Here is a 24037-nt window from a genome sequence, read left to right on the forward strand (position 1 = left end):
GAAACGCCACTGCCCACAACCGGTTCCGGGACCGACAAAAGGCCCGCCCCGAGACCCCAGGCCCGCCCCGATCGACCGGGCGCACCGGACAAAAGGAACCTGACCCATGTCGCTCGATGAAAAGACCAAGACCGCCATCCACGCCGCCCGTTACGAGGGCATCCGCCGCGACTACACCATGGACGACGTCAAGCGTCTGAGCGGCTCGGTCAAGATCGAGTACACGCTGGCCGAGCTGGGTGCGCGCCGCCTGTGGGAGCTGCTGAACACCGAGCCCTACATCAACACGCTGGGCGCTTTGACCGGCAACCAGGCGATGCAGGCGGTCAAGGCCGGCCTGAAGGCCATCTACCTGTCGGGCTGGCAGGTCGCCGGCGACGCCAACACGGCCGGCCAGATGTACCCGGACCAGAGCCTGTATCCGGTGAACTCGGTCCCGGCGGTGGTCGAGCGCATCAACAACACCTTCAAGCGCGCCGACGAAATCCAGACCTCCGAGGGCAAGGGCGACACCTACTGGTTCGCGCCGATCATCGCCGACGCCGAGGCCGGCTTCGGCGGCCCGCTGAACGCCTTCGAACTGATGAAGGCGATGATCAAGGCCGGTGCGGCCGGCGTGCACTGGGAAGACCAGCTGGCGTCCGAGAAGAAGTGCGGCCACCTCGGCGGCAAGGTTCTGATCCCGACGCAGCAGCACATCCGCACGCTGAACGCCGCCCGTCTGGCCGCCGACGTCTGCGGCACCTCGACCCTGGTGATCGCCCGCACCGACGCGGAGTCGGCGCAGCTCATCACCTCGGACATCGACGAGCGTGACCATCCCTTCATCGATTTCGACAGCGGCCGCACCACCGAGGGCTTCTTCCGCCTGAAGAAGGGCATGGGCGTCGATCACTGCATCGCCCGCGGCCTGTCCTACGCGCCGTACTCCGATCTGATGTGGTGGGAGACCTCCAAGCCGAACCTGGACGAGGCCCGCCGCTTCGCCGAGGCCGTGCACAAGCAGTTCCCGGGCAAGATGCTGGCCTACAACTGCTCGCCGTCCTTCAACTGGAAGGCCAACCTGGACGACGCCACCATCGCCAAGTACCAGCGCGAGCTGGGCGCCATGGGCTACAAGTTCCAGTTCGTCACGCTGGCCGGCTTCCACAGCCTGAACTACTCGGCCTTCACCCTGGCCAAGGGCTACGCCGAGCGCGGCATGGCCGCCTACTCCGAACTGCAGCAGGCCGAGTTCGCGGCCGAGAAGGACGGTTACACCGCCACCAAGCACCAGCGCGAAGTCGGCACCGGCTACTTCGACGCGGTCGCCACGGCGATCTCCGGCGGCACCTCCTCGACCACCGCGTACAAGGACTCCACCGAGGCTGACCAGTTCCATTGATCGCAGGTTCCGATCAACGGGAGTGGTCCGTGATCCAGTGTGCGAGCTGGATCTTTTCGAACGGCTGATGCTTTGACTTGCCGACGGCCGGGGGCCTTCCCCCCGGCCGCTTTTTTATGTCCGGACCATCCGGTGGCGGTTCTTTGGGAATAACCCGTCGGTAAAGCCACGCCCCTGTGGTATGGCAGCCCTGCGTGACATCAACCGGTGGTACGGTCCGCATCGGTCGAAAGTCTTGAACTGGGCTGGAAAATGCCGCGGAATCCACCATCCACAGCCGATTCCGGAGCGCCGCAGGCTTGGGTGCGCCGCGGAATCCCTTGTTGACTTGGAACGGCATCGGGACCAATTAAGTCCGCATGCTGAAAACAAACCGATCCGGGACGTAAAGGTCCCACACGCCGGCACCCGACCTCGGGGTCCCGGCGGGCGGAACTGGCCGCCGCGCATCCCCATGCGCGGCGATGACCGTTTCCCGACCGCCCCCCTGCTCCGGCGGGGCCCCCGGCGGGTTCTCCCCTGGCCGACAGGCCATCGGAGATGCTCCGGCGTTCTTTGGTGAAACGATGAAAGGACAAGACAGTATGGATCAATCGCTCGCAGGAAAGTCCATCGCCATCCTCGTCTCCAACGGCTTCGAAGAAGCGGAGATGACCGAGCCGCAACGCGCCCTGATCAAGACCGGCGCCACGCTGCGTACCATCTCGACCGAGACGGGTCTGGTCAACGGCTGGCACGGCAAGTCCTGGGGCCATTACTTCCCGGTGGACAAGCATCTGAGCGAGGCGCTGGGCGCCGACTTCGACATGCTGCTGCTGCCGGGTGGTGAGCGCAGCGTGGCCAAGCTGCAGCAGTCGGCCCACACCCGTCGCATCGTCGGCCATTTCCTCGATGCCGGCAAGCCGATCGCCGCCATCGACCAGGGCATCCAGCTGCTCGCCATCCCCGGCAAGCTGCGCGGCCGCCTGCTGGCCGCCCCGGAAGCCTACCGCGCCGACCTGACCGCCGCCGGCGGCCGGATCAGCGAAGAGGCGCTGGTCGTCGACGACATCACGGTCTCGGCGCTCGGCCAGGACCAGCTGAACGAGTTCGTCGAAGCCGTGGTGAAGCTGTTCACCGAGCTGGGTTCCGTTCGCAAGGCCGCCTGATCTCCATCCTCAGACGGTCCCGAAACGGCCGCCGCACCACCCGGGTGCGGCGGCCGTTTCGTTTTCGGGATCCATCCCCGCTCCATTCCAATCCCGCACCTGTGACCATTGGTCGATCCACCGAATTTCCGAGGAATTCACTCACCTTCCGCGTTGATAATTTTAAACATTCGGATTAGTAAGATTGAGGGTCGAACAATACCTTCGCGTGGATAGGGATCTTTCCGAAGCTTTGGCGGGGATGCGGGCAATATGGCTAAAATTCGTGCATTCGGACGACTGACCATCCGCGCCAAGATCATCATTGCGGTGCTCGGCACCGTGGTGATGGCCGGCGCCTTCGGGCTTTTCACGCTCAGCCGGCTTGAAATCCTAAACAATGCCGCCGAAACCATGCGCAGCCGCTCGCTGCCCGCGACCCAGCTGGCCGGTCAACTGACCTCGGCCGCGCAGAGCCACCGCATCGCCGAAGCCGCCTATGCGCTCGCCACCAACGAGATGCAGGTGAACCAGGCGGAAAAGGGCTGGACCGACGCGGTGACCGAGGTCGCGGCCCGCCGTCAGGCCGCAGGATCCCGCTTCACCGGCGGCGAGGGTGCCGCGCGTCTGGCCGCCTTCGACGAGGCCTGGACCGCCTATGCCGCCGCTGCCGACCGGGTGCGCAGTCAGGCGCGCGACGGCAACGCCCAGTCCGCCGTCAGCGTCTTCAAACGCCCCAGCGCCGTCGCCTTCGCCCGCGTGCAGGAGGCTTTGGACGCTCTGGTCGACGGCACCATGGCCGATGCCGGCGCCGTCGCCGACCAGGGGGCGGCGGTCTACAACAGCGCCCACGGCATGGTGCTGGGCGGGGTGACGCTCTGCACCCTGCTGGCGCTCGGTTTCGGCGCCGTGCTGGTGCGTGGCATCTCCCGCCCGATCCTCGACGTGGCGGGTGCGTTGGAACGCTTGGCCGCCCGCGACTTCACCGCCAGTTTCGAAGAGGGCCGCCGCGACGAGATCGGCCGCATGGCGACCGCCGCCCGCGTCTTCCGCGACACCATGCTCGACACAGAACGCCTCCAGCAGGAGCAGGAGCGGCTGAAGACCGCCGCCGCCGAAGAGCGCCGCCGCGAACTGCGCACGCTGGCCGACGGCTTCGAGGCGACGGTGAAGCGGCTGGTCGAAGCGCTGTCGTCCTCCACCGCCGAAATGGCCGCCGCATCATCCGCGATGGCGGAGGGGGCCGCCGAGACGGCGCGCCATTCCGACGCAGTGTCGTCGGCCGCTGGCCGCGCTTCCGCCAATGTCGACAGCGTCGCCGCCGCCACCGCCGAACTGTCGGCCAGCTTCGCCGGCATCGCCCAGCTGGTCGCCGATTCCGCCGGCATCGCCGCCGACGCCACCCGCGACGCCGAACGCAGCACCGCCGTGATGGGCAGCCTCGCCGAGGCGGCGGAGGAGATCGGCAAGGTCGTGGACATGATTTCCGGCATCGCCGGCCAGACCAACCTGCTGGCGCTGAACGCCACCATCGAAGCCGCCCGCGCCGGCGAGGCCGGCAAGGGCTTTGCCGTCGTGGCGAGCGAGGTGAAGCAGCTCGCCGGCCAGACCGCGAAAGCCACCGCCGAGATCCAGGCGCGCATCGCCGAGATTCAGAACGCGTCCGGCACCGCGGTCGACACCATCGGCGCGGTGACCCGCACCATCGCCCGCCTGAACGAGATCTCCGGCGAGGTCGCCGCCGCGGTCGAGCAGCAGACCGCCGCGGTGGGCGAGATCGCCGCCAACATCCAGGATGCCGCCGACGGCACCCGCAGCGTCTCCGACAACATCGCCGCCGTCACCGCCGCCGCCGCGTCGGCCGAACAGGCCAGCGGTGTGATGGTGCGCTCGGTCGACACGGTGACCGGCGATGCGGGGAGGATGCGGCAGGAGGTCGACGGCTTCCTGGGGGCACTGCGGGCGTCGTAGGGGGCAGGAACGAAACCGCCGAGGATTTCCCTCTCCCCCCTGGGGAGAGGGAAATCCTCGGCGAGGTCGGACTCGTTTACGCCTGCTTGGCGTCGATGATCCCGCGCCGCACGGCGCGGGTCTTGGTGAAGTGGTCCTGCAACTGCTGCCCCTCGCCCCAGCGGATTGAGCGCTGGAGCGCCGTCAGATCCTCGGTGAAGCGCTGCAAAATCTCCAGCACAGCCTCGCGGTTGTTCAGGAAGATGTCGCGCCACATAACGGGATCGCTGGCGGCGATGCGGGTGAAGTCGCGGAAGCCGCCGGCCGAGAACTTGATGACCTCGGACTTGGTGTCCTCCTCCAGGTCCGACGCGGTGCCGACGATGGTGTAGGCGATCAGGTGCGGCAGGTGCGAGGTGATGGCCAGCACCCGGTCATGGTGGCTGGCCTCCATGATCTCCACGGTGGAGCCGACACGGCGCCACAGCTCCGTCACCCGCTCCAGTGCCTGACGGTCGCTGCCGGTCGGCGGGGTCAGGATGCACCAGCGGCCCTGGAACAGGGTGGCGAAGCCGGCCTCCGGCCCCGAATGCTCGGTACCCGCCACCGGGTGGCCGGGGATCAGAGGAACGCCGTCGGGCAGGTGAGGCCCGATGTCGCGCAGCGCTGCCTGCTTGACCGAGCCGACGTCGGTGACGATGGTCCCCGGCTTCAACAGCGGCCCGATCGCCTCGCCCACCGCGGCATAGCTGCCGACCGGCGTCGCCAGCACCACCAGATCGGCCCCGGCCAGCGCCGCCGCCGGATCGGTCGAGGCTTCCGCCACGATGCCGAGTTCCAGCGCCTTGGCGCAGACTTCCGGGCTGCGGTCGGCGCAGACCACCTGCCGTGCGATCTCATACTCCGCCAGCGCCCGCGCCAGGGAGGAGCCGATCAGACCGATGCCGATGATGGCGACGCGGTCGAACAGGGGGCCAGGGGCGAAAGCGCTATCAGCAATGGCGGTGGACATGACGCTGGGTGTCCCGGAAGAGGCATGGACGGGTGAAAAACCGTCCCGTTTAAACCACCTCGCGCCCGCAGGACCAAGCGATACTTTGATCGGGATGCCGCTCAGCCTTCCTTCGGCGTCATCTCGACCCGAAGTGCTTCGGCCAGCCGCTGGAAGGTCTCCTTCCGCCCCGAGGTTTTCCTCCAGGCCAGCGCGATGCGCCGCCCCGGCCGGTCGGCGGCCAGCGGGCGCACCGCCAGATCGAGTCCACGCAGGATGCCCGAATCGACCGCCATCTGCGGCAGCAGCGTCACCCCCAGCCCGTTCGCCACCATCTGCACCAGCGTGTGCAGGCTGGTGCCCTGGAAGGCGGTGTTGTGCGGCGTGCTGTCCAGCGCGCAGGCCGCCATCGCATGGTCGCGCAGGCAATGCCCGTCCTCCAGCAGCAGCAGATCCTCCGACGGCACCGTAACGGGCTGCGCCGGGTCGCCGCCGCCCAGCCGGTGGCCGGTGGGGCAGACGAAGGAGAAGCGGTCCTCGGCGATGTCCTCCGTCTCCAGATCACCCATCGGATAGGGCAAGGCCAGCAGCGCCGCGTCCAGCTTGCCGGCGTTCAGCTGCTCCAGCAGCCGCGCCGTCTGGTCCTCGCGCAGATAGAGCCGCAGGCGCGGGAAGGTCTCGCGCAGGGCCGGCATCACGCGGGGGATCAGGAAGGGGCCGATGGTCGGGATCACCCCCAGATGCAGCGCCCCCGACATCGGGTCGGCGGCGGACCGCGTAATGTCCACCAGCTCCTCCGCCCCCTTCAGCAATTGCCGCGCCCGTTCCGCGATCTCGCGGCCGAGCGGGGTCGGCAGCACCGAGCGGCGCGTGCGCTCCACCAGTGTGGCGCCCAGCAGATCCTCCAGCTCCTGCAGGCCGGCGCTCAGGGTGGACTGGCTGACGAGGCAATCCTCCGCCGCTTGCCCGAAATGGCAGCGGTCGACGACGGCGACGAGATAGCGGAGCTGGCGCAGGGTGGGGAGCGGTTTCATGCCCGGATATGTAATCGGATTTATCGATCAATTCAATTGGTATTTTCTACTTCTCTTGATCACAGATTTCCCGTATTCCTCCATTCGTCAACGGGACAACGGAACGACGCCCCGCTCCCTGGCCACACGGCAGGCCCCCTTGTTCGACGCGGTGCGCCGCACTAAGTCGGGCATGTCACGGCCACCGGCCGGGGCCAGCGGCCAGGGATTGGGGCGACAACCAATCATCGCATCCATCGGAGAACACAAATGTCCTTGATCAACAGCGAGATTAAGCCCTTCAAGGCGACCGCGTACAAGAACGGCAAGTTCATCGACGTGACCGACGCCGACCTGAAGGGCAAGTGGTCGGTCGTGTTCTTCTATCCGGCCGACTTCACCTTCGTCTGCCCGACGGAGCTGGAAGATCTGGCCGACAACTACGCCGAATTCCAGAAGCTGGGCGTCGAGGTCTACAGCGTCTCGACCGACACCCACTTCTGCCACAAGGCCTGGCACGACACCTCGCCGGCCATCGGCAAGATCAACTACACCATGATCGGCGACCCGACGCTGGCGATCAGCCGCAACTTCGAGGTCCTGATCGAGGAAGTCGGTCTGGCCGACCGCGGCACCTTCGTCGTCGATCCGGACGGCAAGATCCAGATCGTCGAGATCACCGCCGGCGGCGTCGGCCGCGACGCCAAGGAGCTGCTGCGCAAGATCAAGGCCGTCCAGTACGTCGCCGCCCACCCGGGCGAGGTCTGCCCGGCCAAGTGGCAGGAAGGCGAGAAGACCCTCGCCCCGTCGCTCGACCTCGTCGGCAAGATCTAAGGTTTCCCCTCAAGGGAACCCTGAGGATCGGGGGCCGGCTCCGGCCGGTCCCCACCCCCGCTCCGGCGGGATTGCAAGCAGTACCCTTGGATAGGCCGCCTTGAAATACGGGGCTGGCCGCAGGGCAGGTTTTTACGGGCCGGCTTTCAAAGCCTCCCCGACACAGGACCCGTCATCGGTTTCCCCATCCCCGCGAAGGCGGGCACCCAGGCGCTTTTTGTCGCAGCCTTTTCCAAGCCTGGATCCCCGCCTGCGCGGGGAGGACGATGACGTTTCAAACGCTTCGCTGTTTCAAAACCAGACCGCCCGCCCGACCGGCTCTTTTGCCTAGGGCCACCATTTTTCCGCCCGGACCGCCGCGAATCTGCGCAGGCGATCCGCCCCGGACACGAGACGTTGGGAACGAAAGCCATGCTGGACGCCAATCTGAAGACGCAGTTGAAGGCCTATCTGGAACGCATCACCAACCCGATCACGCTGGTGGCGTCGCTGGACGGCGGGGCAAAGTCGCAGGAGATGCTGGGCCTGCTGGAAGACATCGCTTCGCTGTCGGACAAGATCACGCTGGAGCGCAACGGCGCCGACGGGCGCCGGCCGTCCTTCGCCATCATCCGCAACGGCAGCGACATCGGCGTCACCTTCGCCGGCCTGCCGATGGGGCACGAGTTCAACTCGCTGGTCCTGGCCCTGCTCCAGGTCGGCGGCCATCCGTCGAAGGAGTCGGAGGAGCTGCTGGAGCAGATCCGCAACCTCGACGGCGATTTCCGCTTCGAGACCTATTTCTCGCTGACCTGCCAGAACTGCCCGGACGTGGTCCAGGCGCTGAACCTGATGAGCGCGCTGAACCCGCGGGTCAAGCATGTCGCCATCGACGGTGCCCTGTTCCAGCAGGAGGTCGAGCAGCGTCAGGTGATGGCGGTTCCCACCGTCTTCCTGAACGGCGAGCCCTTCGCCCAGGGCCGGATGGACGTGGCGCAGATCGTCGCCAAGCTGGACACCGGCGCCGTCGCCCGCGCCGCCGAGAAGATCAAGACCAAGGCCCCGTTCGAGGTGCTGGTGATCGGCGGCGGCCCCGCCGGTGCCGCGGCCGCCATCTACGCCGCCCGCAAGGGCATCCGTACCGGCGTCGCTGCCGAGCGGTTCGGCGGTCAGGTGCTCGACACCATGGCGATCGAGAATTTCATCTCGGTCTCCCACACCGAGGGGCCGAAGCTGGCCGCGGCGCTGGAACAGCACGTCAAGGACTATGAGGTCGACGTGATGAACCTGCAGACCGCCACCGCCCTGGTGCCGGCCACGCAGGAAGGCGGTCTGATCGAGGTGAAGCTGGCCAGCGGCGCCTCGCTGAAGTCCCGCACCGTGGTGCTGTCGACCGGTGCCCGCTGGCGCTCGATGAATGTCCCGGGCGAGGCGGAATACCGCAACAAGGGCGTCGCCTACTGCCCGCACTGCGACGGCCCGCTGTTCAAGGGCAAGCGCGTGGCGGTGATCGGCGGCGGCAACTCCGGCGTGGAGGCGGCGATCGACCTCGCCGGCATCGTCTCGCACGTCACGCTGATCGAGTTCGACAGCCAGCTGCGCGCCGACGCGGTGTTGCAGCGCAAGCTGCACAGCCTGCCCAACGTCACCGTCATCCTCTCGGCCCAGACCACCGAGGTGCATGGCGACGGCAACAGGGTCGTCGGCCTGACCTACAAGGACCGCGTTGGTGGCGAGCTGAAGCGGGTCGATCTGGAAGGCATCTTCGTACAGATCGGCCTGGTGCCGAACACCGAATGGCTGAAGGGCACGCTGGCCCTGACCCCGCGCGGCGAGATCGAGGTGGACAACCGCGGCCAGACCTCGCTGCCCGGCGTCTTCGCCGCCGGCGATGCGACGACGGTGCCGTTCAAGCAGATCGTCATCGCCATGGGTGAAGGCGCCAAGGCGTCGCTGGCCGCCTTCGACCACCTGATCCGCACCGTTCCCGCCGAGGAAGCCGTGCGCGAGACCATCGCGGCGGAGTGAACGGTTCGAGATGAAAAAAGCCGGCGGTCCCGCGAGGGACCGCCGGCTTTTTTGCTGTTCGAGAGATGAAGAACCTACTTCTTCACCGCTGCCTTTTCCTTGTCCACCGCATCCAGGATCCGTTGCAACGCCTCGGTGCTCAGGGCCGAGTCCATCGTCAGGCCGTCCCCGAATTTGCGCAGCGCGCCGATGACGCGGCGGCGGGCGACGAAGTCGTCGTCGCCCGGCTCGAACGGCTCGACCACCGGACCCTTGTAGTAGCTGCCGCGGAAGCCCCACTGGCGGCGGCCGTCGGCCCGCCATTCGCTGCCGTCGGACAGCACCATGCAGCGCCCCCCTTCGGTGTAGCGTTCCACCGTGGCGATGGATTGCGGAATGGACTGGCCGCTGCGGATGGTCACGCGGTCGCCGACGCGGAAGCTGGCGGCAGTGAACATGCTGTCTCCCTGAATGGCGCTTTCTGAAACGCCGCAAAAATCCCGAAGGCGCTGTTTTCCACCAGTTGTGCCCCCGAATCCAGCGCCAAGTCCCATACCCCCCCTCTCCCCGGGGGGAGAGTGATCTACAGCGCGAAACTCGCCACCACCGGTGCGTGGTAACTCACCGGCGACGGCTCGTCGGCGTGCTCGACCTCGTCGGTCAGCTCCTCATTGTGGATCGCCACGTCGCGCAGCCGCCCGGTCAGCTGCGGCGACGCCATCAGATGGTCGAGCAGCACCGGCGTGCCGCCATGCAGCACGGTGTAGCGCCGCTCCTCCGGGATCGCCTGCTCCAGCGGCTCCAGCACGCGGTTGGCCAGTTCGGCGTTGCCGGTGAAGTCGGGAGCGGCGCGGATGATGCGGACGGCGGTCTGCTCCAGATCGGCGTTGCAGTCGCCGGCCACCACGATCAGCGCGTCGGGATCGGCATCGAACAGCCGGTCGACCGCCATGCGGGTCTCCAGTGCCTGGCCCGCCCGCTTGATCGAGGCAAGGTAGAACCCCTCCGCCCAGCCCGACGCCGTCTTCCAGGTCTGGGCGCCGGCCTTCTGCCCCGGCACCGGGGCGGCGATGGGTGCCCGCAGATGCAGGTCGAACACATGCAGGATGCGGCCGTCCGGCATCTCCACCTCGGCATGCAGCACCGGCCGGTCCCAGCCGACCTCCGTCTCCCCCTCCGGCGCCGGGTCGGCGGTGGCGAGACGCACGCGGGCCGGCGGCACCAGATGATGGCGCAGCAGCCGCGCCGCCCGGATCGGCCAGCGGCTGACGATCACCGGATTGTGGCGGTCGGCCGGCGACGGGGCATCACCCGCAGTGACGTGATAGCCGGCATAGCGGGTGCCCTCCAGCAGCCGGGTCAGCGCCCGCAGGATCCGCGGCTCGCTCTTCACCGGATGCTGGGCGTCGACCTCCTGCAAACAGAGGATGTCGGCCTCCAGCCGTTCCAGCTGCGGGCGCAACGTGGCGATCCGCGCCTCGAAGGGTGGCTCGTCGGCATCGTCGTCCAGGTTTTCCAGGTTGAAGGTGGCGATCCGGAACAGCGTGTCGGCCATGAAGGGCTCCGCAGAAGGACGGCGGGTGGGAGCACGCGACGAATGGCTGTGCCCCCGGTCGAGCTTATCAGAACAGCTCGACGTCGCCTTCGATCCGCGTCCGGCCCAGATGCTCCATATAGGACGACTCGTTGCGGGCGATGTCGTGCAGCGACTCGTCGCCGATCAGCCGGCGCTGGCTGCGGCCGGTGGTGGGGAAGAAGCGCACCGCGCGCGGGCTGGCGCCGCCGACGTCCCAGCTGACGGTGGGGATGCCCTCCGTCGCCAGATACTCCATGACGAAGTCGACGTTGCGCTGGCCGATGTTGGCGGTGCGCAGGGTGTTCAGGTTGACGTTGGCGCCGCCGAACAGCTTGGCGCGCAGCCGGTCGCGCCGGCCGGTGACGGCGAGCAGCCGGTTGATCAGATGCTCCATCGCCGTGGCGCCGTAGCGCGACGACAGCGACAGCGTGTCGGTGCCGGCATCGGGCAGCAGGAAATGGTTCATGCCGCCGATCTCCGCCACCGGATCATAGAGGCAGGCGGCGACGCAGGAACCCAGCGTGGTGGTGATGACGACGTTCGGGTCGTCGGTGACGACGCAGCCGCCGACGACGATGTTGACCACCTCCGCCCCCAGCCGCCGGTCATGGTAGCGGTTGGCGGCGACATCCTGATGTTCCAGCCGGCGGCGCAGGACCTTGTGCGCGGGAGAGAGGCCGGAACGGTCTGTCATCATCGGGTCTGGGGCTCTCGCTGCTGGATGCGGACGAATAAGCGGCGGGCAAGGGGGCGGGCAGACGAATGAAGCACCAATTTTGCGCCGGTTTCCGGCGAATCAATATCGATCCGCATTTTGTCATATATGGCATGCTCGGATCTATGACCTATGTCAGTCAATAGGTGGAAACCCACCTTTCCAGAATCTCAGCCTGAAGCCTGGCCGCGCCGATGGCCCAGGCGCGTGCCTCCGGCGGCGTGGCGGTCACCCGGCGGTCGAGCGCCGCATCCATCGCCGCCCGCCGCCGCGGATCGGCGATGAACAGGACGAAACCCAGCCGCCGGCCGCCGGCCGTCGTCAGCAGCCCGGCCAACCCCTTGACATAGGCCAGTGTCCCCGTCTTGGCATGGACACCGGCGGGCAGCGCCTTGCCGTCCTCCTCCCCCGGCAGCAGCTCCCACAAAGCGGGGCCGCCGGCCCGCAGCAGCGCCCCCATCTGCCTCGGGGTGGAGCGCGACCCGGTGCCCAGCCCCGAATGGTTGGCGAGCCGAAGCCCACTCCATCCCGCAGCCTGCCTGCCTCCTTCCACCGCCTGCCGCGTCAGCCAGCCCTGCAACAGCGCCGCCGAGCGCTCCAACGTCGCGGCCGACGGATCCAGCCGGCGCGACGCCGCCAGCCCGATCACCTCCGCCGACAGGTTGTTGGAATGGCGCAGCAGCCCGCGCGCCAGATCGGTCAGCGGCGGGCTGTCCAGCGCCGCCAGCGCCGCGGCCCCATCTCCAGCCCCAGCCGGCGCCCGCCCGATCTGGGGAGCCGGCAGGGTGATGCCGGCATCGGCGGCCAGCCGGCGGAACAGCGTGGCGGCGGCCAGCCCCGGCCGCGCCACCGGCACCCAGGCACTTCCCCCCTCCCCCGCGGCCGGCGGCATCATCAGCCAGCGGTCGGCCCCGTCCGGCAGCAGCGGGAAGCCGCCGCCGCCAGCCATCGGCCGTACCGCGACGCTGTCCAGCGGCAGCCGCCCGGCATCGGCGACCGTCAGCACCTCCGGCCCCGCAGCGCCGCGCCGCCAGCTCAGCAGGGCACGGTTGTAGTTCAGCGACAGCGCCCCCACTCCGGTGTTGTAAGGGGCGGCCCAGGGCTGCCCGGCGTCGATCTCCGCCAGTTCCGGCAGCAGCGCCGTATCGTACAGGAACCGCCCCTCCACCCGCTGCAGCCCGGCGGCGGTCAGCCCGCCCAGCAGCTGCAACAGCCCTTCGGTCGCCAGCGCCGGGTCGCCGCCGCCTTGCAGGATCAGGTCGCCACGCAGCACCCCGCCCGCCAGCGGTCCCGTCGCCAGCAGCCGCGTGGTGAAGCGATGGTCCGGACCCAGCAGGGCCAGCGCCGCCGCCGCCGTCGGCAGCTTCGCCACCGACGCCGGGATGAAGGGGGTGTCCGCCGCCTGCGCTTCCAGCGCGCGGCCGCTGTCCGGCTCGAACAGGGTGTAGCCGACCGCAGCATCCTCCAAACCACCGGCGGTGCCCGCCATGGCCGGCACCGGCAGCCCCGCCGCCGGCAGGGCCAGGGATCCCAACAGGCCGAGGAACGGCCGGCGGCCCAGCAGCAGTCGGTTATCGGGCCGGCTACCGGAGTGACGGATTGCGGTCAAGGGTCGGGTCTTTCCGCTTCTGATGGAAGCTTTCATAAAGTATTTTGGGAAAAAATCGCCGGGAATCGTGAACAGGGACGTAGCCGGGCGGCAGTCCGTCGAGGACAGTCCGATAGGGGCAGGCTGAGCGGGCAAGCCAGGGGGGGACGGTTATGGCGATGTCCAAGCGGCGCGAGGCGCGCTTCGAGGTGGTGGTCGAACAGGGCGGCAAACCCAACATCGACGGCGTCTTCGATGACGAGAAGTCGGCGACGGAACGCGCCAACTTCCTGCTGCGCCTTGCCAAGTTCCCGGTGGTGCGCGTGGTGAAGGTCACCGGCACCGGGCGGGAAGAGACCATCTTCCAGAAGACCTCGTCCGGCGGCGCCAAGCTGACCACCATCTCGCCGATCGACACCGCCAACCTCTGCACCGACGTGTTGCAGGTCTTCTCCTTCGACAGCCGGATGACCCTGCTGCGGCTGCTGCGCGGCTACTGGGATGACCAGGGCATCATTCCGTCGGAACAGCTTCACCGCTACTATCCGTTACGCTATTTCGAGCGCGAGGCGCTGCTGTTCAACCCGGCGATCAGCCGGCTCGCCACCCTCCAGGCGCCGATGCTGGGGGTGAAGCCACATGAACGCTACGACCAGATCACCCGCCTGTTCACCGCGCTGAAGGAGCTCGCCCAGAAGTCCGACACGCTGGCCCCCTTCGACCAGGCGCTGATGCGCGGCGGGATTTCCGGCCTGTTGCTGGCCGCCGTCGACCGCCCGGTGGAGGAGCGCGACCGCATCGTCACCCACGCCTTCGGCACCCTGCTGGAACCGCACCGGGAATGGGGCGCCAAGCTGACCGCCGTCCTGCGCCTGTATCAGGAGGGCGACGGCGAGAACACCCGGCTGGTGGACGAATTCGCCGCGGAGATCGTCGACGGGCGGGAACCGATCCGCGCCCTGATCGGCTATTCGCCCGATCTCGCCTCCGCCCTGCTGGCCCTGCTGGCGGCGCTGCGCGGCGATCTGGACGACCGGCTGCCCCACACCGAAGCCCTGCTGACGCTGTCGAACGCCCTGGCCTCCGACGGAACGGGGCTCGGCTTCGCCCGCACGCGCGGGGCGCTGCTGAACCGCATCCGCGGCGGACTGGACGGGCTGACCCCGCTGACCCGCACCGGGTCGGCCAGCGACGCCCGCGCCTTCTCATCCATCGTCGACGGCATGATCGCCTTCGACGGCTATATGGGCGGTCCGGAGATGGCGGAATCGCTGACCCGCCGCGGCAAGACCGTGTGGGCCACCGGCGGCGTCGACCTGTCCTTCGAGGAGACGATGACGCGGCTGGCCGGCCGCTTCAACACGGCGGCGGGGCGGCTCGGCTATCTGCTCGACCTCGGCGCCAGCCCCTACGGCCACAAGAAGATCAGCCTCGTCATCCAGCGCGTCGCCGACGAGTTCAACCGGGTGAAGACCGCGGCGGAACTGGCCGCCCCCGGCGCCTCGATCCAGGAGGTGCGCGAAGGGCTGGGCCGCCGCCTGCGCGCCGCCGGCATTCCACGGGCGCTGGCCGACGGGCTGATCGCCAAGATCGCCACCATCCCCGACGACCAGCGCGTGTCGATGACCGGCACCGGCGTGGTGGCGGGACTGCGGATCGCCTCCTCGCCGCACGCCCGGCCGACGGACATGACGGTCGACATGCAGGCGCCGCCGACGCCGGCCCCCCGGCTGACGCTCAGCTACCAGGGCCGGACGGTGGCGCTGCCCGATGCGGGCGACGATGTGGTGATCGGCCGCGCGGCGGAGTGCGGCATCACGCTGGACCACGCCTCCGCCTCGCGCCGGCATGCGCTGATCCGGCTGCGCGACGGTGCCTTCACGGTGGAGGATCTCAGCCGCAACGGCACCCGCCTGGTGGCGCAGGACGGCGAACAGCGCCTGCTGAAGATGGGCGATGTGGCGCCGCTGTCCGGCCGGGGGGAGATCGTCATCGGCTCCCTCGACCTCGGCGAACATCCGGCGCGCATTGCCTGGAGCGTGGGGGCGGGACGCTGACCGCCGGGGGCGCCGGGACCGTCAGTCCCCGGCGCAGGCGGCCTCGGCCAGCCGGGACGACTCGGAAGCCCGGCTGGCGGTCGCCCGGTCGTCCAGCAGCGCCACCGCCCACACCACCAGACCGCAGAGCGCCAGCACGACGCCGACCCAGCCGGTGGAGGTCCAGCCCCAGCCGGCGGCGATCGCCATGCCGCCCAGCCAGGGGCCGAGCGCGTTGGCGGCATTGAAGGCGCTGTGGTTCAGCGCGGCGGCCAACGTCTGCGCATCCTCCGCCACATCCATCAACCGGGCCTGCAACGGGGTGCCGAGCCCGCCGCCGCAGCCGATCATGAAGACCACCACCGACACCAGCCAGATGTTGCCGGCGGCGAAGGGATAGAGCGCCAGCGACCCGGCGCTCCACAGCAGGACGATGGCGACGGTCGGCATCAGGGCGCGGTCGGCGGCCCAGGCGCTGACCAGCGTGCCGACGGTCATGCCGGCGCCGAACACCGCCAGCACGACGGGCACCACCGCCGGCGACACCTGGGTCACCTCCATCAGGGTGGAGGCGACATAGGTGTAGACCGCGAACATGCCGCCGAAGCCGATGGCGCCGATGCCCAGCGTCAGCCAGACCTGCCGCCGCTTCAGGGCCCCCAGTTCCCGCAGCGGGCTGGCATCGGGATGCGGCCGGTCCTTCGGCGCGAAGATCCAGACCAGCAGCACGGTCAGCAGCGCCAGCAGCCCAACGACGCCGAAGCCCCAGCGCCAGCCCAGCACCTGCCCGATCCAGTTCGCCATCGGCACGCCGATGATGGTCGCTACCGTCAGCCCCAGCATGGTCCGCGCCACCGCCTGCGCGCGGCGCTGCGGCGGCACCAGCGAGGCGGCGACCAGGGCCGCAACGCCGAAATAGGCGCCGTGCGGCAGCCCGCTCATGAAACGGAAGGCCAGCATCCAGCCGTAGGAGGGCGAAAAGGCGCTCGCCACGTTGGCCGCGGCGAAGATCGTCATCAGCCCGATCAGCAGGGTCCGCCGCGCCACCCGCGCCGCCAGCACCGCGATCACCGGCGCCCCCACCACCACACCCAGCGCATAGGCGCTGATGACATGGCCGGCGGTCGGCTCGTCGATGCCCAGGCCGCGGGCGAAATAGGGCAGCAGACTCATCGTCGCGAATTCGGTCGTCCCGATGGCGAACCCGCCCATGGCGAGCGCCAGCAGCACCAGCCCGGGATGGGCCGAGGTCAGCGGTACCTCCGCACGCAAGTCGCCGTGATGGCCGGCAGACGCCATGGTCGTTTCTCCGCTGTCGCGCTGGATGAGGGACGGAAGGGCCCGGCAGCGGGGGAATCGAAAGCGACCGGGACAGGGTCAGGATATTTGCCAATGCCCCGCTGAGGCAATCCGCCGCAGGCCGTCAATTTCGCAGGTGCGAAATGACCGGCGGGCATGGCTTGGCTGACATTCGCACAAAATCCCCTCTCCCCCCCGGGAGAGGGGCAGGGTGAGGGGGATGCGTTGCAGGATTTTCGCAAAAGTCCCGCCGCGCATCCCCCTCACCCGCCCCTACAGCAGATCCTTGAACAGCGGCATCTCCGCCGCCTTGTCCCGCTTGCGCGCCTTTTTCGGCTTGTCCTTCGTTTTTTCCGGCTGCTCCACCGGCAACTCTGGTGCCGCCATCGGCATCGGCAGTTCGGGAGCAGGCGGCTCGGCCACCGGTTCCGGCGTCACCGGCGGCGCGGGCTCCGGCGCCACCACCACCTCGGGTACCACCTCGGGCGGCAGTCCGGGTGCGACCTCCGGCACCGCCTCCACCTTCTCCTTCTTCTTCCGGGGCGGCCGGCGTGCCGGGATGCCGACGCCTTCCTTGGCGCGCTGCTTGGCCTTGTCGCGGGCCTGCGCCTCGGGTGCGTCGGGGTCGTCGGTCAGCCATTTGCGGCGCTTGATGACCTCGTTCACCCGCCCCTGGTTCACCCCCAGCTGGAAGGCGATCTCCTGCTGGGTCATGTTGGTGGTCTCGTGCAGGTGCAGGATCTCTGCGGCCAGTTCCGGCGTCATCTTGCGTCCGGTCAGGCGCCGCGCCGGACGGACGGAGCGCTGGGAACGGTCGCGCGCCCTCAAGGATTCCAGGATCTCCAGCGCAGCCGTGTTGCCCGCCGCCTTCAGCGCGTCCTCGAATTCCTTCAGCGTCGCCATGAACATCCCCCCTGCTGTCGCCGGCCGGTCCCCGCAACGGCCGGCAGGATCACAGATAGTTCGTCCCAACGCGACGGAAAAGCCTTGGCGATGATGGTGGTCAGGCCGGAAAGCGCAGTTCGATCCGCGTGCCGGTGCCGCAGGGAGAGCCGTTTTGGGAGCCGTCGGCGGGACCGTGGGTCAATCGGCCGGACAGCTGGGCGGCCAGGCTCTGGATGATCTTCCAGCCCAGGCTGGGCAGGCGCTGCGCGTCGAAACCGTCCGGCAGGCCGACCCCGTCGTCCATCACCAGCAGGTGCAGCTGGCCGGGCTGGTCCGGCACCTCATGCAGTTCGACGGTGATTGTGCCGCCTTCGCGGCCGGCAAAGGCGTGCTTCAGGCTGTTGGTCAGCGCCTCCACGATCAGCATCGCCAGAGCCAGCAGCCGTTCGGGCGACTGCGGCGCCGCCCGCACCGTCACGCGGCAGTCGATGCCGGGAGCGCCGGCCGCCGACATCATGTCCCGGCACAGCCCTTCGATGTGGCTGCCGAAATCATCGCCGGAGCGCGGGTCGTGCAGGCGCCGGTGCACCCGCGCCATGGTGTCGAGCCGCCGCCCCGCCTCCTCCAGCGCCGCCAGCGCCCCTTCCCGCGTGTGGCCGACGGAGCGCTTCTGCAAATCCAGCACGGCGGAGACGAACTGCATGTTGTTGGCGACGCGGTGCTGCAGCTCGTGGAACATGGTGGTCTGCACCTCCAGCAGCGAGGCGGTACGGCCGCGCTCCTCCTGGAGACGGGCCAGCGTGGTCTGCATGCCGTGGATCAGCGCGATGTCCACCGCGACCACCACCGCATAGAAGGCCAACGCCAGTTCGACGGATGCGTTCAGCCCGAAGGATTCGTAGGGCGGAATGAAGAAATACCAGGCGGCCAGTCCCGACAGCACTCCCGCCGCCACCCCCGGCCCCCGCCCGGCTATGAAGGTGGTGAGGATCACCGCCGGGAAGAAGGTGAGAAAGGGAAAGCCGGACGACATGGTGCCGTCGACGGCAAGGCGCAGCAGCAGGGCGGTGCCGGCGGACAGCACGGCCATGCCATAGCGCGGCACCGGACCGCGCCGCAGCAGCGAAAAACGCGCAAACCACTGCCAGACCGGCCGATCGGACCCCATTCCCTCCATAACCCCGCAATTTTCCCGCACAGACATAAGACCGGCACCTGGCGCTTGTAAGGGCCGGAGGAAGTCCCTGCACCTGAAATATCGGCCGGCCCCCGTGACAATCGACGGGCGAAGCCCGGTCACCCCCTTCGCCGCCTGCGCGGCCAATCTGTCCAAAGCTGTTCACAACTCCGCGACAACCGTTCATGCCGGTCGGGCACTTTGTTCAACCCACGGAGCGATTGTGACGGCACGCGGCGGCCGGAGCCTCCTGCCCCGGCGCCCCTGGAATGAACAAGGCTGAAGGAGCCACGCCCCGTGAAGTCCCATCTGAGCGCGCTCGCCATCGCGGCCACCCTGTCCGTCTCCGCTCTTGCCCTGTCCGGTACGGCCCAGGCCGGCGCCACCTTCGACGGCGTGAAGCAGAAGGGCTATGTCCAGTGCGGCGTCAATCTGGGCCTGTACGGCTTCTCCGCGCCGGACGACAAGGGCAAGTGGTCGGGCCTGGACGTCGACATGTGCCGCGCCGTCGCCGCCGCCATGTTCGGCGATGCCGAGAAGGTGAAGTACACCCCGCTGTCGGCGCAGCAGCGCCTGCCGGCGCTCCAGTCCGGCGAGATCGACCTGCTCGCCCGCAACACCACCCGCACCCTGACCCGCGACACCGCCAACGGCCTGAACTTCACGCCGACCAACTATTATGACGGCCAGGGCTTCATGGTGTCGGCCAAACTGGGGCTGAAGAGCGCCAAGCAGCTGAACGGCGCCACCGTCTGCGTCCTGCCCGGCACCACGACCGAGCAGAACGTGTCGGATTACTTCCGCGCCAACAAGATGACCTTCAAGCCGGTCGTCATCGAGAAGAACGAGGAGCTGAACAAGGCCTTCTTCGCCGGCCGCTGCGACGCCCTGACCTCCGACGCCTCGCAGCTGGCCGCCATCCGCGCCGCCGAGGTGCAGAACCCGGCCGACTACGTCATCCTGCCCGAGCTGATCTCCAAGGAGCCGTTGTCCCCGGCCGTCCGCCAGGGCGACGAGGAATGGACCAATCTGGTCACCTGGGCCTTCTACGCCATGGTCCAGGCCGAGGAGAAGGGCCTGACCTCGGAGACGGTCGACGCCGCCATGACCTCTCCCGATCCGGACGTGAAGCGCCTGCTGGGCGTCACCGCCGGCAACGGCAAGGCGCTGGGCGTCGAGGAGAACTGGGCCTACGCCATCATCAAGCAGGTCGGCAACTACGCCCAGAGCTATGAGCGCAACGTCGGCGCCGGCTCCAAGCTGAAGATGCCGCGCGGCCAGAACGCCCTCTACACCGAAGGCGGCCTGATGTACGCCCCGCCGATGAAGTAAGGGAGTCCTCCCTCTCCCGCCTCTCGCACAAACTTCGTTTGTGCTGACGGCGTCAGGCGGATCGAAGATCCGCTGAGAGCCCCGGGAGAGGGCTTTTTTCCCCCGCACGGAGCAACACCATGACAAACCCGGTCCAGGCGCTGAACTCCGCGCGCGTGCGGGGGTGGCTGTATCAGGCGCTGTTTCTGGCCTGCACCCTCGCCGTCGCCTGGTATCTCGTCTCCAACACGCTGACCAACCTCGCCAACCGCGGCGTCGCCACCGGTCTCGGCTTCCTGCACCGCGAAGCCGGCTTCGAGATCGGCGAGAGCCTGCTGTCCTATACCGCATCGGACACCTATCTGAAGGCGCTGGTCGTCGGCCTCTTGAACACGCTGGCGGTGTCGGCCGCGGGTGTGGTGCTGGCGACCGTGCTGGGCGTGCTGATCGGCATCGGGCGGCTGTCGTCCAACTGGATGGTGAACCGCTTCGCCACCCTGTATGTCGAGACGGTGCGCAACGTGCCGCTGCTTTTGCAGCTGGTGGTCTGGTACACGATCCTGAACCGGCTCCCCAGCCCGCGCGAGGCGCTGGAGATCCTGCCGGGCATCTTCCTCAGCAACCGCGGCATGAAGTTCCCGGTCCTGGTGGAGCATGCCGGCCATGGCTGGATCCTGCTGGCACTGGTCGCCGGCATCGCCGCCGCCTTCGCCGTCGTCCGCCATGGCCGCCGCCGCCGCGAGGCCACCGGCAAGCCCTTCCCCACCCTGCCGGCCGCCATCGCCGCCGTGCTGCTGCCGCCGGCCCTGGCCTTCATCGCCACCGGCGCGCCGCTGGCCTTCGACGTGCCGGTCCTGGCCGGCTTCAACTTCGAGGGCGGCGGGTCGGTCACCCCGGAATTCACCGCGCTGCTGATCGGCCTGTCGGTCTACACCGCCGGCTTCATCGCCGAGATCGTGCGCTCCGGCATCCTCGCCGTGCCGCACGGCCAGACCGAGGCCGGGCTGGCGCTGGGCCTGTCACCGGGCAAGATCCTGCGCCTCGTCATCCTGCCGCAGGCGCTGCGCGTCATCGTGCCGCCGCTGACCAGCCAGTATCTGAACCTGACCAAGAACAGCTCGCTGGCCGTCGCCATCGGCTATCCGGATCTGGTCAGCGTCTCCAACACCTCGGCCAACCAGACCGGTCAGGTGGTGGAGGCGGTGGCGATGATGATGCTCGTCTACCTCATCATCAGCCTCGCGATCTCCGGCTTCATGAACTGGTACAACCGCCGCGTGGCTCTGGTGACCCGATGAGCAAGCAGTTCCCGGCCGATCCGGCCCCCATCCCCACCGCTCCCGTCCCTCCCGCCCATTGGGCCGCCTCCTACGAGGAGGAGCCGAGCCAGGCCTCCGCCCCGCCGCAGGCCAACGGCATGACGGCGCTGAAGCCCTTCGGCTGGGCGAAAGACAACCTCTTCAACACGCCGCTGAACACGGCGCTGACCGTCGCCTGCCTGTTCCTGCTGTGGCTGGTGGTGCCGCCGATGGCGAACTGGCTGCTGCTGAACGCCAGCTGGTCCGGGTCGTCGGAGGCCTGCCGCGAGGCGGCCGGCGCCTGCTGGTCGGTGATCGTGGTCAAGCACCGGCTGATCTTCTTCGGCACCTACCCCTATGACGAGCAGTGGCGCCCCTTCCTGGCCTGCGCCCTGTTCGTGGCGATGCTGGGAGCCAGCGGTGTGCGCGCCTTCTGGCGGCCCTGGCTGGCCGTCGCCTGGGCGCTGACGCTGGTCGGCATGGGCGTGCTGATGTGGGGCGGCGTCGCCGGCCTCACCTATGTGCCGAACGACCGCTGGGGCGGGCTGCCGATCACGCTGATGCTGTCGGTCTTCTCCATCGCCCTGGCCTTCCCGCTGTCGATCCTGCTGGCGCTCGGCCGCCAGTCGTCGCTGCCGGCCATCAGGACCTTCTGCGTCGGCTTCATCGAGACGATGCGCGGCGTGCCGCTGGTCAGCGTGCTGTTCATGGCCTCGGTAATGTTCCCGCTGTTCCTGCCGGAAGGCGTCACGGTGGACAAGCTGCTGCGCGCGCTGGCCGGCATGACCCTGTTCACCGCCGCCTATCTGGCCGAAGCGGTACGCGGCGGCCTGCAGGCGATCCCCAAGGGCCAGTCCGAGGCCGCCGACGCGCTCGGCCTGTCCTACTGGCAGAAGACGATGCTGATCGTCCTGCCGCAGGCGCTGCGCATCGTCATCCCGCCGATCGTCAACCAGTTCATCAGCGCCTTCAAGGACACCTCGCTGGTCACCATCGTCGGCCTGTACGACCTGCTGACCGCCGCCACCGTGGCGACGACCGACCCCGAATGGCGCCCCTATTTCGCCGAGGTCTATGTCTTCGCCGGGCTGATGTTCTGGATCTTCTGCTTCAGCATGTCGCGCTACAGCCAGTGGCTGGAGCGTCTGGCCAACCGCTACACCCGCCGCTGACCGGCTCTGGAGACCGACAAATGACCGCCAACGCCATCATCGAACTCCGCAAGGTCGGCAAGTGGTACAACAGCTACCACGCGCTCCGCGACGTCAGCATCAGCATCGGCAAGGGCGAGAAGGTCGTCGTCTGCGGCCCGTCGGGCTCGGGCAAGTCGACGATGATCCGCTGCATCAACCGGCTCGAGGCGCACCAGACCGGCCACATCATCGTCGACGGCATCGAACTGACCGACGACGTCAAGGCGGTGGAGAAGATCCGCCGCAAGGTCGGCATGGTGTTCCAGAACTTCAACCTGTTCCCGCACCTGACCGTGCTGCAGAACCTGACGCTGGCCCCGATCTGGGTCCGCGGTATGGCGAAGTCCGAGATCGAGGAAATCGCCATGATGTACCTGAAGCGGGTGCGCATCCCCGACCAGGCGCACAAGTTCCCCGGCCAGCTGTCCGGCGGCCAGCAGCAACGCGTCGCCATCGCCCGCGCGCTCTGCATGCGCCCGGAGATCATGCTGTTCGACGAGCCGACCTCGGCGCTGGACCCCGAAATGGTCAAGGAGGTGCTGGACGTGATGACCGAGCTGGCCGGCGAGGGCATGACCATGGTCTGCGTCACCCACGAAATGGGTTTCGCCCGGCAGGTCGCCGACTCTATTGTCTTCATGGCCGAGGGCTCGATCATCGAGAGCGGGTCGCCGGCCGAATTCTTCGAGAACCCGAAAAGCGAGCGCACCCGCCAGTTCCTGGGCCAGATCCTGGAACATTGAGGCGGAACCCACGGGTCAAGGTGGGGCGCGAAAGGCGGACGAGAGGGCCATGCCGGCGACCATTGCCATCACCGACGACGACGCGGTGACGCGCGAGACGCTGAAGTCCTACCTGACGGATGAGGGCTTCGACGTCCTCCAGGCCCGAAGTGCCGAGGAGCTGAAGGACCTGCTGGCGGCGACGGCGGTGGACCTCGTGCTGCTCGACATCCGGCTGCCGCGCCAGGACGGGCTGACCCTGACCCGCGAACTGCGCGCGGTGTCGGAGATCGGCATCATCCTGGTCAGCAGCCGGGCGGAGAAGCTGGACCGCATCATCGGGCTGGAGATGGGGGCAGACGACTACATCGCGAAGCCCTTCGAGCCGCGCGAGATCCTGGCCCGGGTGCGGAACCTGCTGCGCCGGCTGAAGGCGCCGGGCGACCAGCGCGACGACCGCCGGCGCTGCTTTTCCGGCTGGACGCTGTGGCTGGACCGCATGCGCCTGACCGACCCGCAGGGCAACCCGGTGCGGCTGACCGGTGCGGAGTTCGAACTGCTGTCGACCTTCGTCTGCAACCCCGGCCGGGTGATGAACCGCGACTATCTGCTGACGGCGACGACGCGGCGCAAGACGGACGCCACCGACCGCACGATCGACAGCCTCGTCCGCCGCCTGCGCCGCCTGATCGAGACCGACCCCGCCGACCCGAGGCTGCTCGTCACCGTCCACGGCACGGGATACCTGTTCGCCGGCGATGTCACGCAGGATGGGTAGGGAGTTCTTCGAACCGGCCAGGATCCCCTCTCCCCCCGGGGAGAGGGTTAGGGTGAGGGGGGCGCACCGCGAGGATTCTCAAGAACCGCGCGCTCCCCGCTCCCTGCCAAATCCACCCCCTGCATCCCCTTCACCCCAACCCTCTCCCCGGGAGAGGGAGAGCGGGGGCGGGAG

20 protein-coding genes are annotated in these 24037 nt (G+C 68.4%); 11 read left to right on the forward strand and 9 right to left on the reverse strand.

What is annotated here, in order from left to right; translation table 11 throughout:
• Positions 1 to 106 precede the first annotated feature (106 nt).
• The 3 genes from aceA (at position 107) to J2848_RS11535 (ending at position 4482) form a co-directional block, all read left to right on the forward strand.
• Positions 107 to 1384, forward strand: a complete 1278-nt coding sequence (gene aceA / locus J2848_RS11525; protein WP_042697577.1) for an isocitrate lyase — start codon at positions 107 to 109, stop codon at positions 1382 to 1384.
• Between the two features lie 584 nt (positions 1385 to 1968).
• A complete protein-coding gene (locus J2848_RS11530; protein WP_085092123.1) occupies positions 1969 to 2532 on the forward strand; it encodes a DJ-1/PfpI family protein in 564 nt (187 codons plus the stop codon).
• Positions 2533 to 2784: 252 nt separating this feature from the next.
• Complete coding sequence (locus J2848_RS11535) at positions 2785 to 4482, forward strand: methyl-accepting chemotaxis protein (protein WP_149231138.1); 1698 nt, start codon at positions 2785 to 2787, stop codon at positions 4480 to 4482.
• A gap of 76 nt (positions 4483 to 4558) precedes the next feature.
• Here the strand turns inward: J2848_RS11535 and J2848_RS11540 are convergent, their stop codons facing one another.
• Positions 4559 to 5473, reverse strand: a complete 915-nt coding sequence (locus J2848_RS11540) for a prephenate/arogenate dehydrogenase family protein (protein WP_149231139.1) — start codon at positions 5471 to 5473, stop codon at positions 4559 to 4561.
• A 101-nt stretch (positions 5474 to 5574) separates the two neighbouring features.
• Complete coding sequence (locus J2848_RS11545) at positions 5575 to 6486, reverse strand: hydrogen peroxide-inducible genes activator (RefSeq protein ID WP_149231140.1); 912 nt, start codon at positions 6484 to 6486, stop codon at positions 5575 to 5577.
• Positions 6487 to 6735: 249 nt separating this feature from the next.
• Here J2848_RS11545 and ahpC point away from each other — a divergent pair, with 249 nt between their 5' ends.
• Both ahpC and ahpF read left to right on the forward strand, forming a co-directional pair.
• The gene (ahpC, locus tag J2848_RS11550) at positions 6736 to 7299 is read left to right on the forward strand and encodes an alkyl hydroperoxide reductase subunit C (RefSeq protein WP_149231141.1); all 564 of its coding nucleotides are present in this window, start codon (positions 6736 to 6738) and stop codon (positions 7297 to 7299) included.
• A 411-nt stretch (positions 7300 to 7710) separates the two neighbouring features.
• Positions 7711 to 9306 (forward strand): alkyl hydroperoxide reductase subunit F, encoded by a 1596-nt coding sequence (gene ahpF, locus J2848_RS11555; RefSeq protein WP_149231142.1) that lies wholly within the window; start codon positions 7711 to 7713, stop codon positions 9304 to 9306.
• A gap of 74 nt (positions 9307 to 9380) precedes the next feature.
• Here the strand turns inward: ahpF and J2848_RS11560 are convergent, their stop codons facing one another.
• The 4 genes from J2848_RS11560 to J2848_RS11575 all read right to left on the reverse strand — a co-directional run bounded on the left by J2848_RS11560 (position 9381) and on the right by J2848_RS11575 (position 13185).
• Positions 9381 to 9743, reverse strand: a complete 363-nt coding sequence (locus J2848_RS11560; RefSeq protein ID WP_149231143.1) for a hypothetical protein — start codon at positions 9741 to 9743, stop codon at positions 9381 to 9383.
• A gap of 125 nt (positions 9744 to 9868) precedes the next feature.
• Complete coding sequence (locus J2848_RS11565) at positions 9869 to 10840, reverse strand: endonuclease/exonuclease/phosphatase family protein (RefSeq protein WP_149231144.1); 972 nt, start codon at positions 10838 to 10840, stop codon at positions 9869 to 9871.
• A gap of 67 nt (positions 10841 to 10907) precedes the next feature.
• Positions 10908 to 11558: a chemotaxis protein gene (locus J2848_RS11570; RefSeq protein ID WP_149231145.1), complete on the reverse strand. Its 651-nt coding sequence runs from the start codon at positions 11556 to 11558 to the stop codon at positions 10908 to 10910.
• Positions 11559 to 11715: 157 nt separating this feature from the next.
• Complete coding sequence (locus J2848_RS11575) at positions 11716 to 13185, reverse strand: D-alanyl-D-alanine carboxypeptidase/D-alanyl-D-alanine-endopeptidase (protein WP_246193816.1); 1470 nt, start codon at positions 13183 to 13185, stop codon at positions 11716 to 11718.
• 152 nt (positions 13186 to 13337) lie between these two features.
• On the opposite strand from J2848_RS11575, the gene J2848_RS11580 reads away from it, so the two are divergent.
• Positions 13338 to 15221, forward strand: a complete 1884-nt coding sequence (locus J2848_RS11580; protein WP_149231147.1) for an FHA domain-containing protein — start codon at positions 13338 to 13340, stop codon at positions 15219 to 15221.
• A gap of 21 nt (positions 15222 to 15242) precedes the next feature.
• Here J2848_RS11580 and J2848_RS11585 read toward each other — a convergent pair whose 3' ends face one another.
• The 3 genes from J2848_RS11585 to J2848_RS11595 form a co-directional block, all read right to left on the reverse strand.
• Positions 15243 to 16499, reverse strand: coding sequence for an MFS transporter (locus J2848_RS11585; protein WP_149231148.1), 1257 nt, complete (start codon positions 16497 to 16499; stop codon positions 15243 to 15245).
• A gap of 273 nt (positions 16500 to 16772) precedes the next feature.
• The gene (locus J2848_RS11590) at positions 16773 to 17402 is read right to left on the reverse strand and encodes a hypothetical protein (protein ID WP_149231149.1); all 630 of its coding nucleotides are present in this window, start codon (positions 17400 to 17402) and stop codon (positions 16773 to 16775) included.
• 100 nt (positions 17403 to 17502) lie between these two features.
• Complete coding sequence (locus tag J2848_RS11595) at positions 17503 to 18552, reverse strand: sensor histidine kinase (RefSeq protein ID WP_149231150.1); 1050 nt, start codon at positions 18550 to 18552, stop codon at positions 17503 to 17505.
• 306 nt (positions 18553 to 18858) lie between these two features.
• Between J2848_RS11595 and J2848_RS11600 the strand changes: the two genes are divergently transcribed.
• The 5 genes from J2848_RS11600 (at position 18859) to J2848_RS11620 (ending at position 23863) form a co-directional block, all read left to right on the forward strand.
• Entirely contained in the window at positions 18859 to 19893 is a 1035-nt protein-coding gene (locus tag J2848_RS11600; protein WP_149231151.1) for an amino acid ABC transporter substrate-binding protein, read from the forward strand.
• Between the two features lie 119 nt (positions 19894 to 20012).
• Entirely contained in the window at positions 20013 to 21170 is a 1158-nt protein-coding gene (locus J2848_RS11605) for an amino acid ABC transporter permease (protein WP_149231152.1), read from the forward strand.
• On the forward strand, positions 21167 to 22342 hold the full coding sequence (locus tag J2848_RS11610; protein WP_149231153.1) for an amino acid ABC transporter permease: 1176 nt from the start codon (positions 21167 to 21169) through the stop codon (positions 22340 to 22342). Before J2848_RS11605 ends, J2848_RS11610 begins: the two co-directional genes overlap by 4 nt.
• A gap of 20 nt (positions 22343 to 22362) precedes the next feature.
• Entirely contained in the window at positions 22363 to 23106 is a 744-nt protein-coding gene (locus J2848_RS11615; RefSeq protein WP_042694164.1) for an amino acid ABC transporter ATP-binding protein, read from the forward strand.
• A gap of 49 nt (positions 23107 to 23155) precedes the next feature.
• Positions 23156 to 23863 (forward strand): response regulator, encoded by a 708-nt coding sequence (locus J2848_RS11620; protein ID WP_149231154.1) that lies wholly within the window; start codon positions 23156 to 23158, stop codon positions 23861 to 23863.
• Positions 23864 to 24037: the final 174 nt, after the last annotated feature.

The sequence above is a fragment of the Azospirillum lipoferum genome (genome assembly GCF_024170005.1).
GTDB lineage: Bacteria > Pseudomonadota > Alphaproteobacteria > Azospirillales > Azospirillaceae > Azospirillum > Azospirillum lipoferum.

Excerpts from the sequence above, each read along its gene's own strand:
- aceA (WP_042697577.1), top strand. The coding sequence starts at position 107 with ATGTCGCTCGATGAAAAGACCAAGACCGCCATCCACGCCGCCCGTTAC.
- J2848_RS11530 (WP_085092123.1), top strand. The coding sequence starts at position 1,969 with ATGGATCAATCGCTCGCAGGAAAGTCCATCGCCATCCTCGTCTCCAAC.
- J2848_RS11535 (WP_149231138.1), top strand. The coding sequence starts at position 2,785 with ATGGCTAAAATTCGTGCATTCGGACGACTGACCATCCGCGCCAAGATC.
- J2848_RS11540 (WP_149231139.1), bottom strand. The coding sequence starts at position 5,473 with ATGTCCACCGCCATTGCTGATAGCGCTTTCGCCCCTGGCCCCCTGTTC.
- J2848_RS11545 (WP_149231140.1), bottom strand. The coding sequence starts at position 6,486 with ATGAAACCGCTCCCCACCCTGCGCCAGCTCCGCTATCTCGTCGCCGTC.
- ahpC (WP_149231141.1), top strand. The coding sequence starts at position 6,736 with ATGTCCTTGATCAACAGCGAGATTAAGCCCTTCAAGGCGACCGCGTAC.
- ahpF (WP_149231142.1), top strand. The coding sequence starts at position 7,711 with ATGCTGGACGCCAATCTGAAGACGCAGTTGAAGGCCTATCTGGAACGC.
- J2848_RS11560 (WP_149231143.1), bottom strand. The coding sequence starts at position 9,743 with ATGTTCACTGCCGCCAGCTTCCGCGTCGGCGACCGCGTGACCATCCGC.
- J2848_RS11565 (WP_149231144.1), bottom strand. The coding sequence starts at position 10,840 with ATGGCCGACACGCTGTTCCGGATCGCCACCTTCAACCTGGAAAACCTG.
- J2848_RS11570 (WP_149231145.1), bottom strand. The coding sequence starts at position 11,558 with ATGATGACAGACCGTTCCGGCCTCTCTCCCGCGCACAAGGTCCTGCGC.
- J2848_RS11580 (WP_149231147.1), top strand. The coding sequence starts at position 13,338 with ATGGCGATGTCCAAGCGGCGCGAGGCGCGCTTCGAGGTGGTGGTCGAA.
- J2848_RS11585 (WP_149231148.1), bottom strand. The coding sequence starts at position 16,499 with ATGGCGTCTGCCGGCCATCACGGCGACTTGCGTGCGGAGGTACCGCTG.
- J2848_RS11590 (WP_149231149.1), bottom strand. The coding sequence starts at position 17,402 with ATGGCGACGCTGAAGGAATTCGAGGACGCGCTGAAGGCGGCGGGCAAC.
- J2848_RS11595 (WP_149231150.1), bottom strand. The coding sequence starts at position 18,552 with ATGGGGTCCGATCGGCCGGTCTGGCAGTGGTTTGCGCGTTTTTCGCTG.
- J2848_RS11605 (WP_149231152.1), top strand. The coding sequence starts at position 20,013 with ATGACAAACCCGGTCCAGGCGCTGAACTCCGCGCGCGTGCGGGGGTGG.
- J2848_RS11610 (WP_149231153.1), top strand. The coding sequence starts at position 21,167 with ATGAGCAAGCAGTTCCCGGCCGATCCGGCCCCCATCCCCACCGCTCCC.
- J2848_RS11615 (WP_042694164.1), top strand. The coding sequence starts at position 22,363 with ATGACCGCCAACGCCATCATCGAACTCCGCAAGGTCGGCAAGTGGTAC.
- J2848_RS11620 (WP_149231154.1), top strand. The coding sequence starts at position 23,156 with ATGCCGGCGACCATTGCCATCACCGACGACGACGCGGTGACGCGCGAG.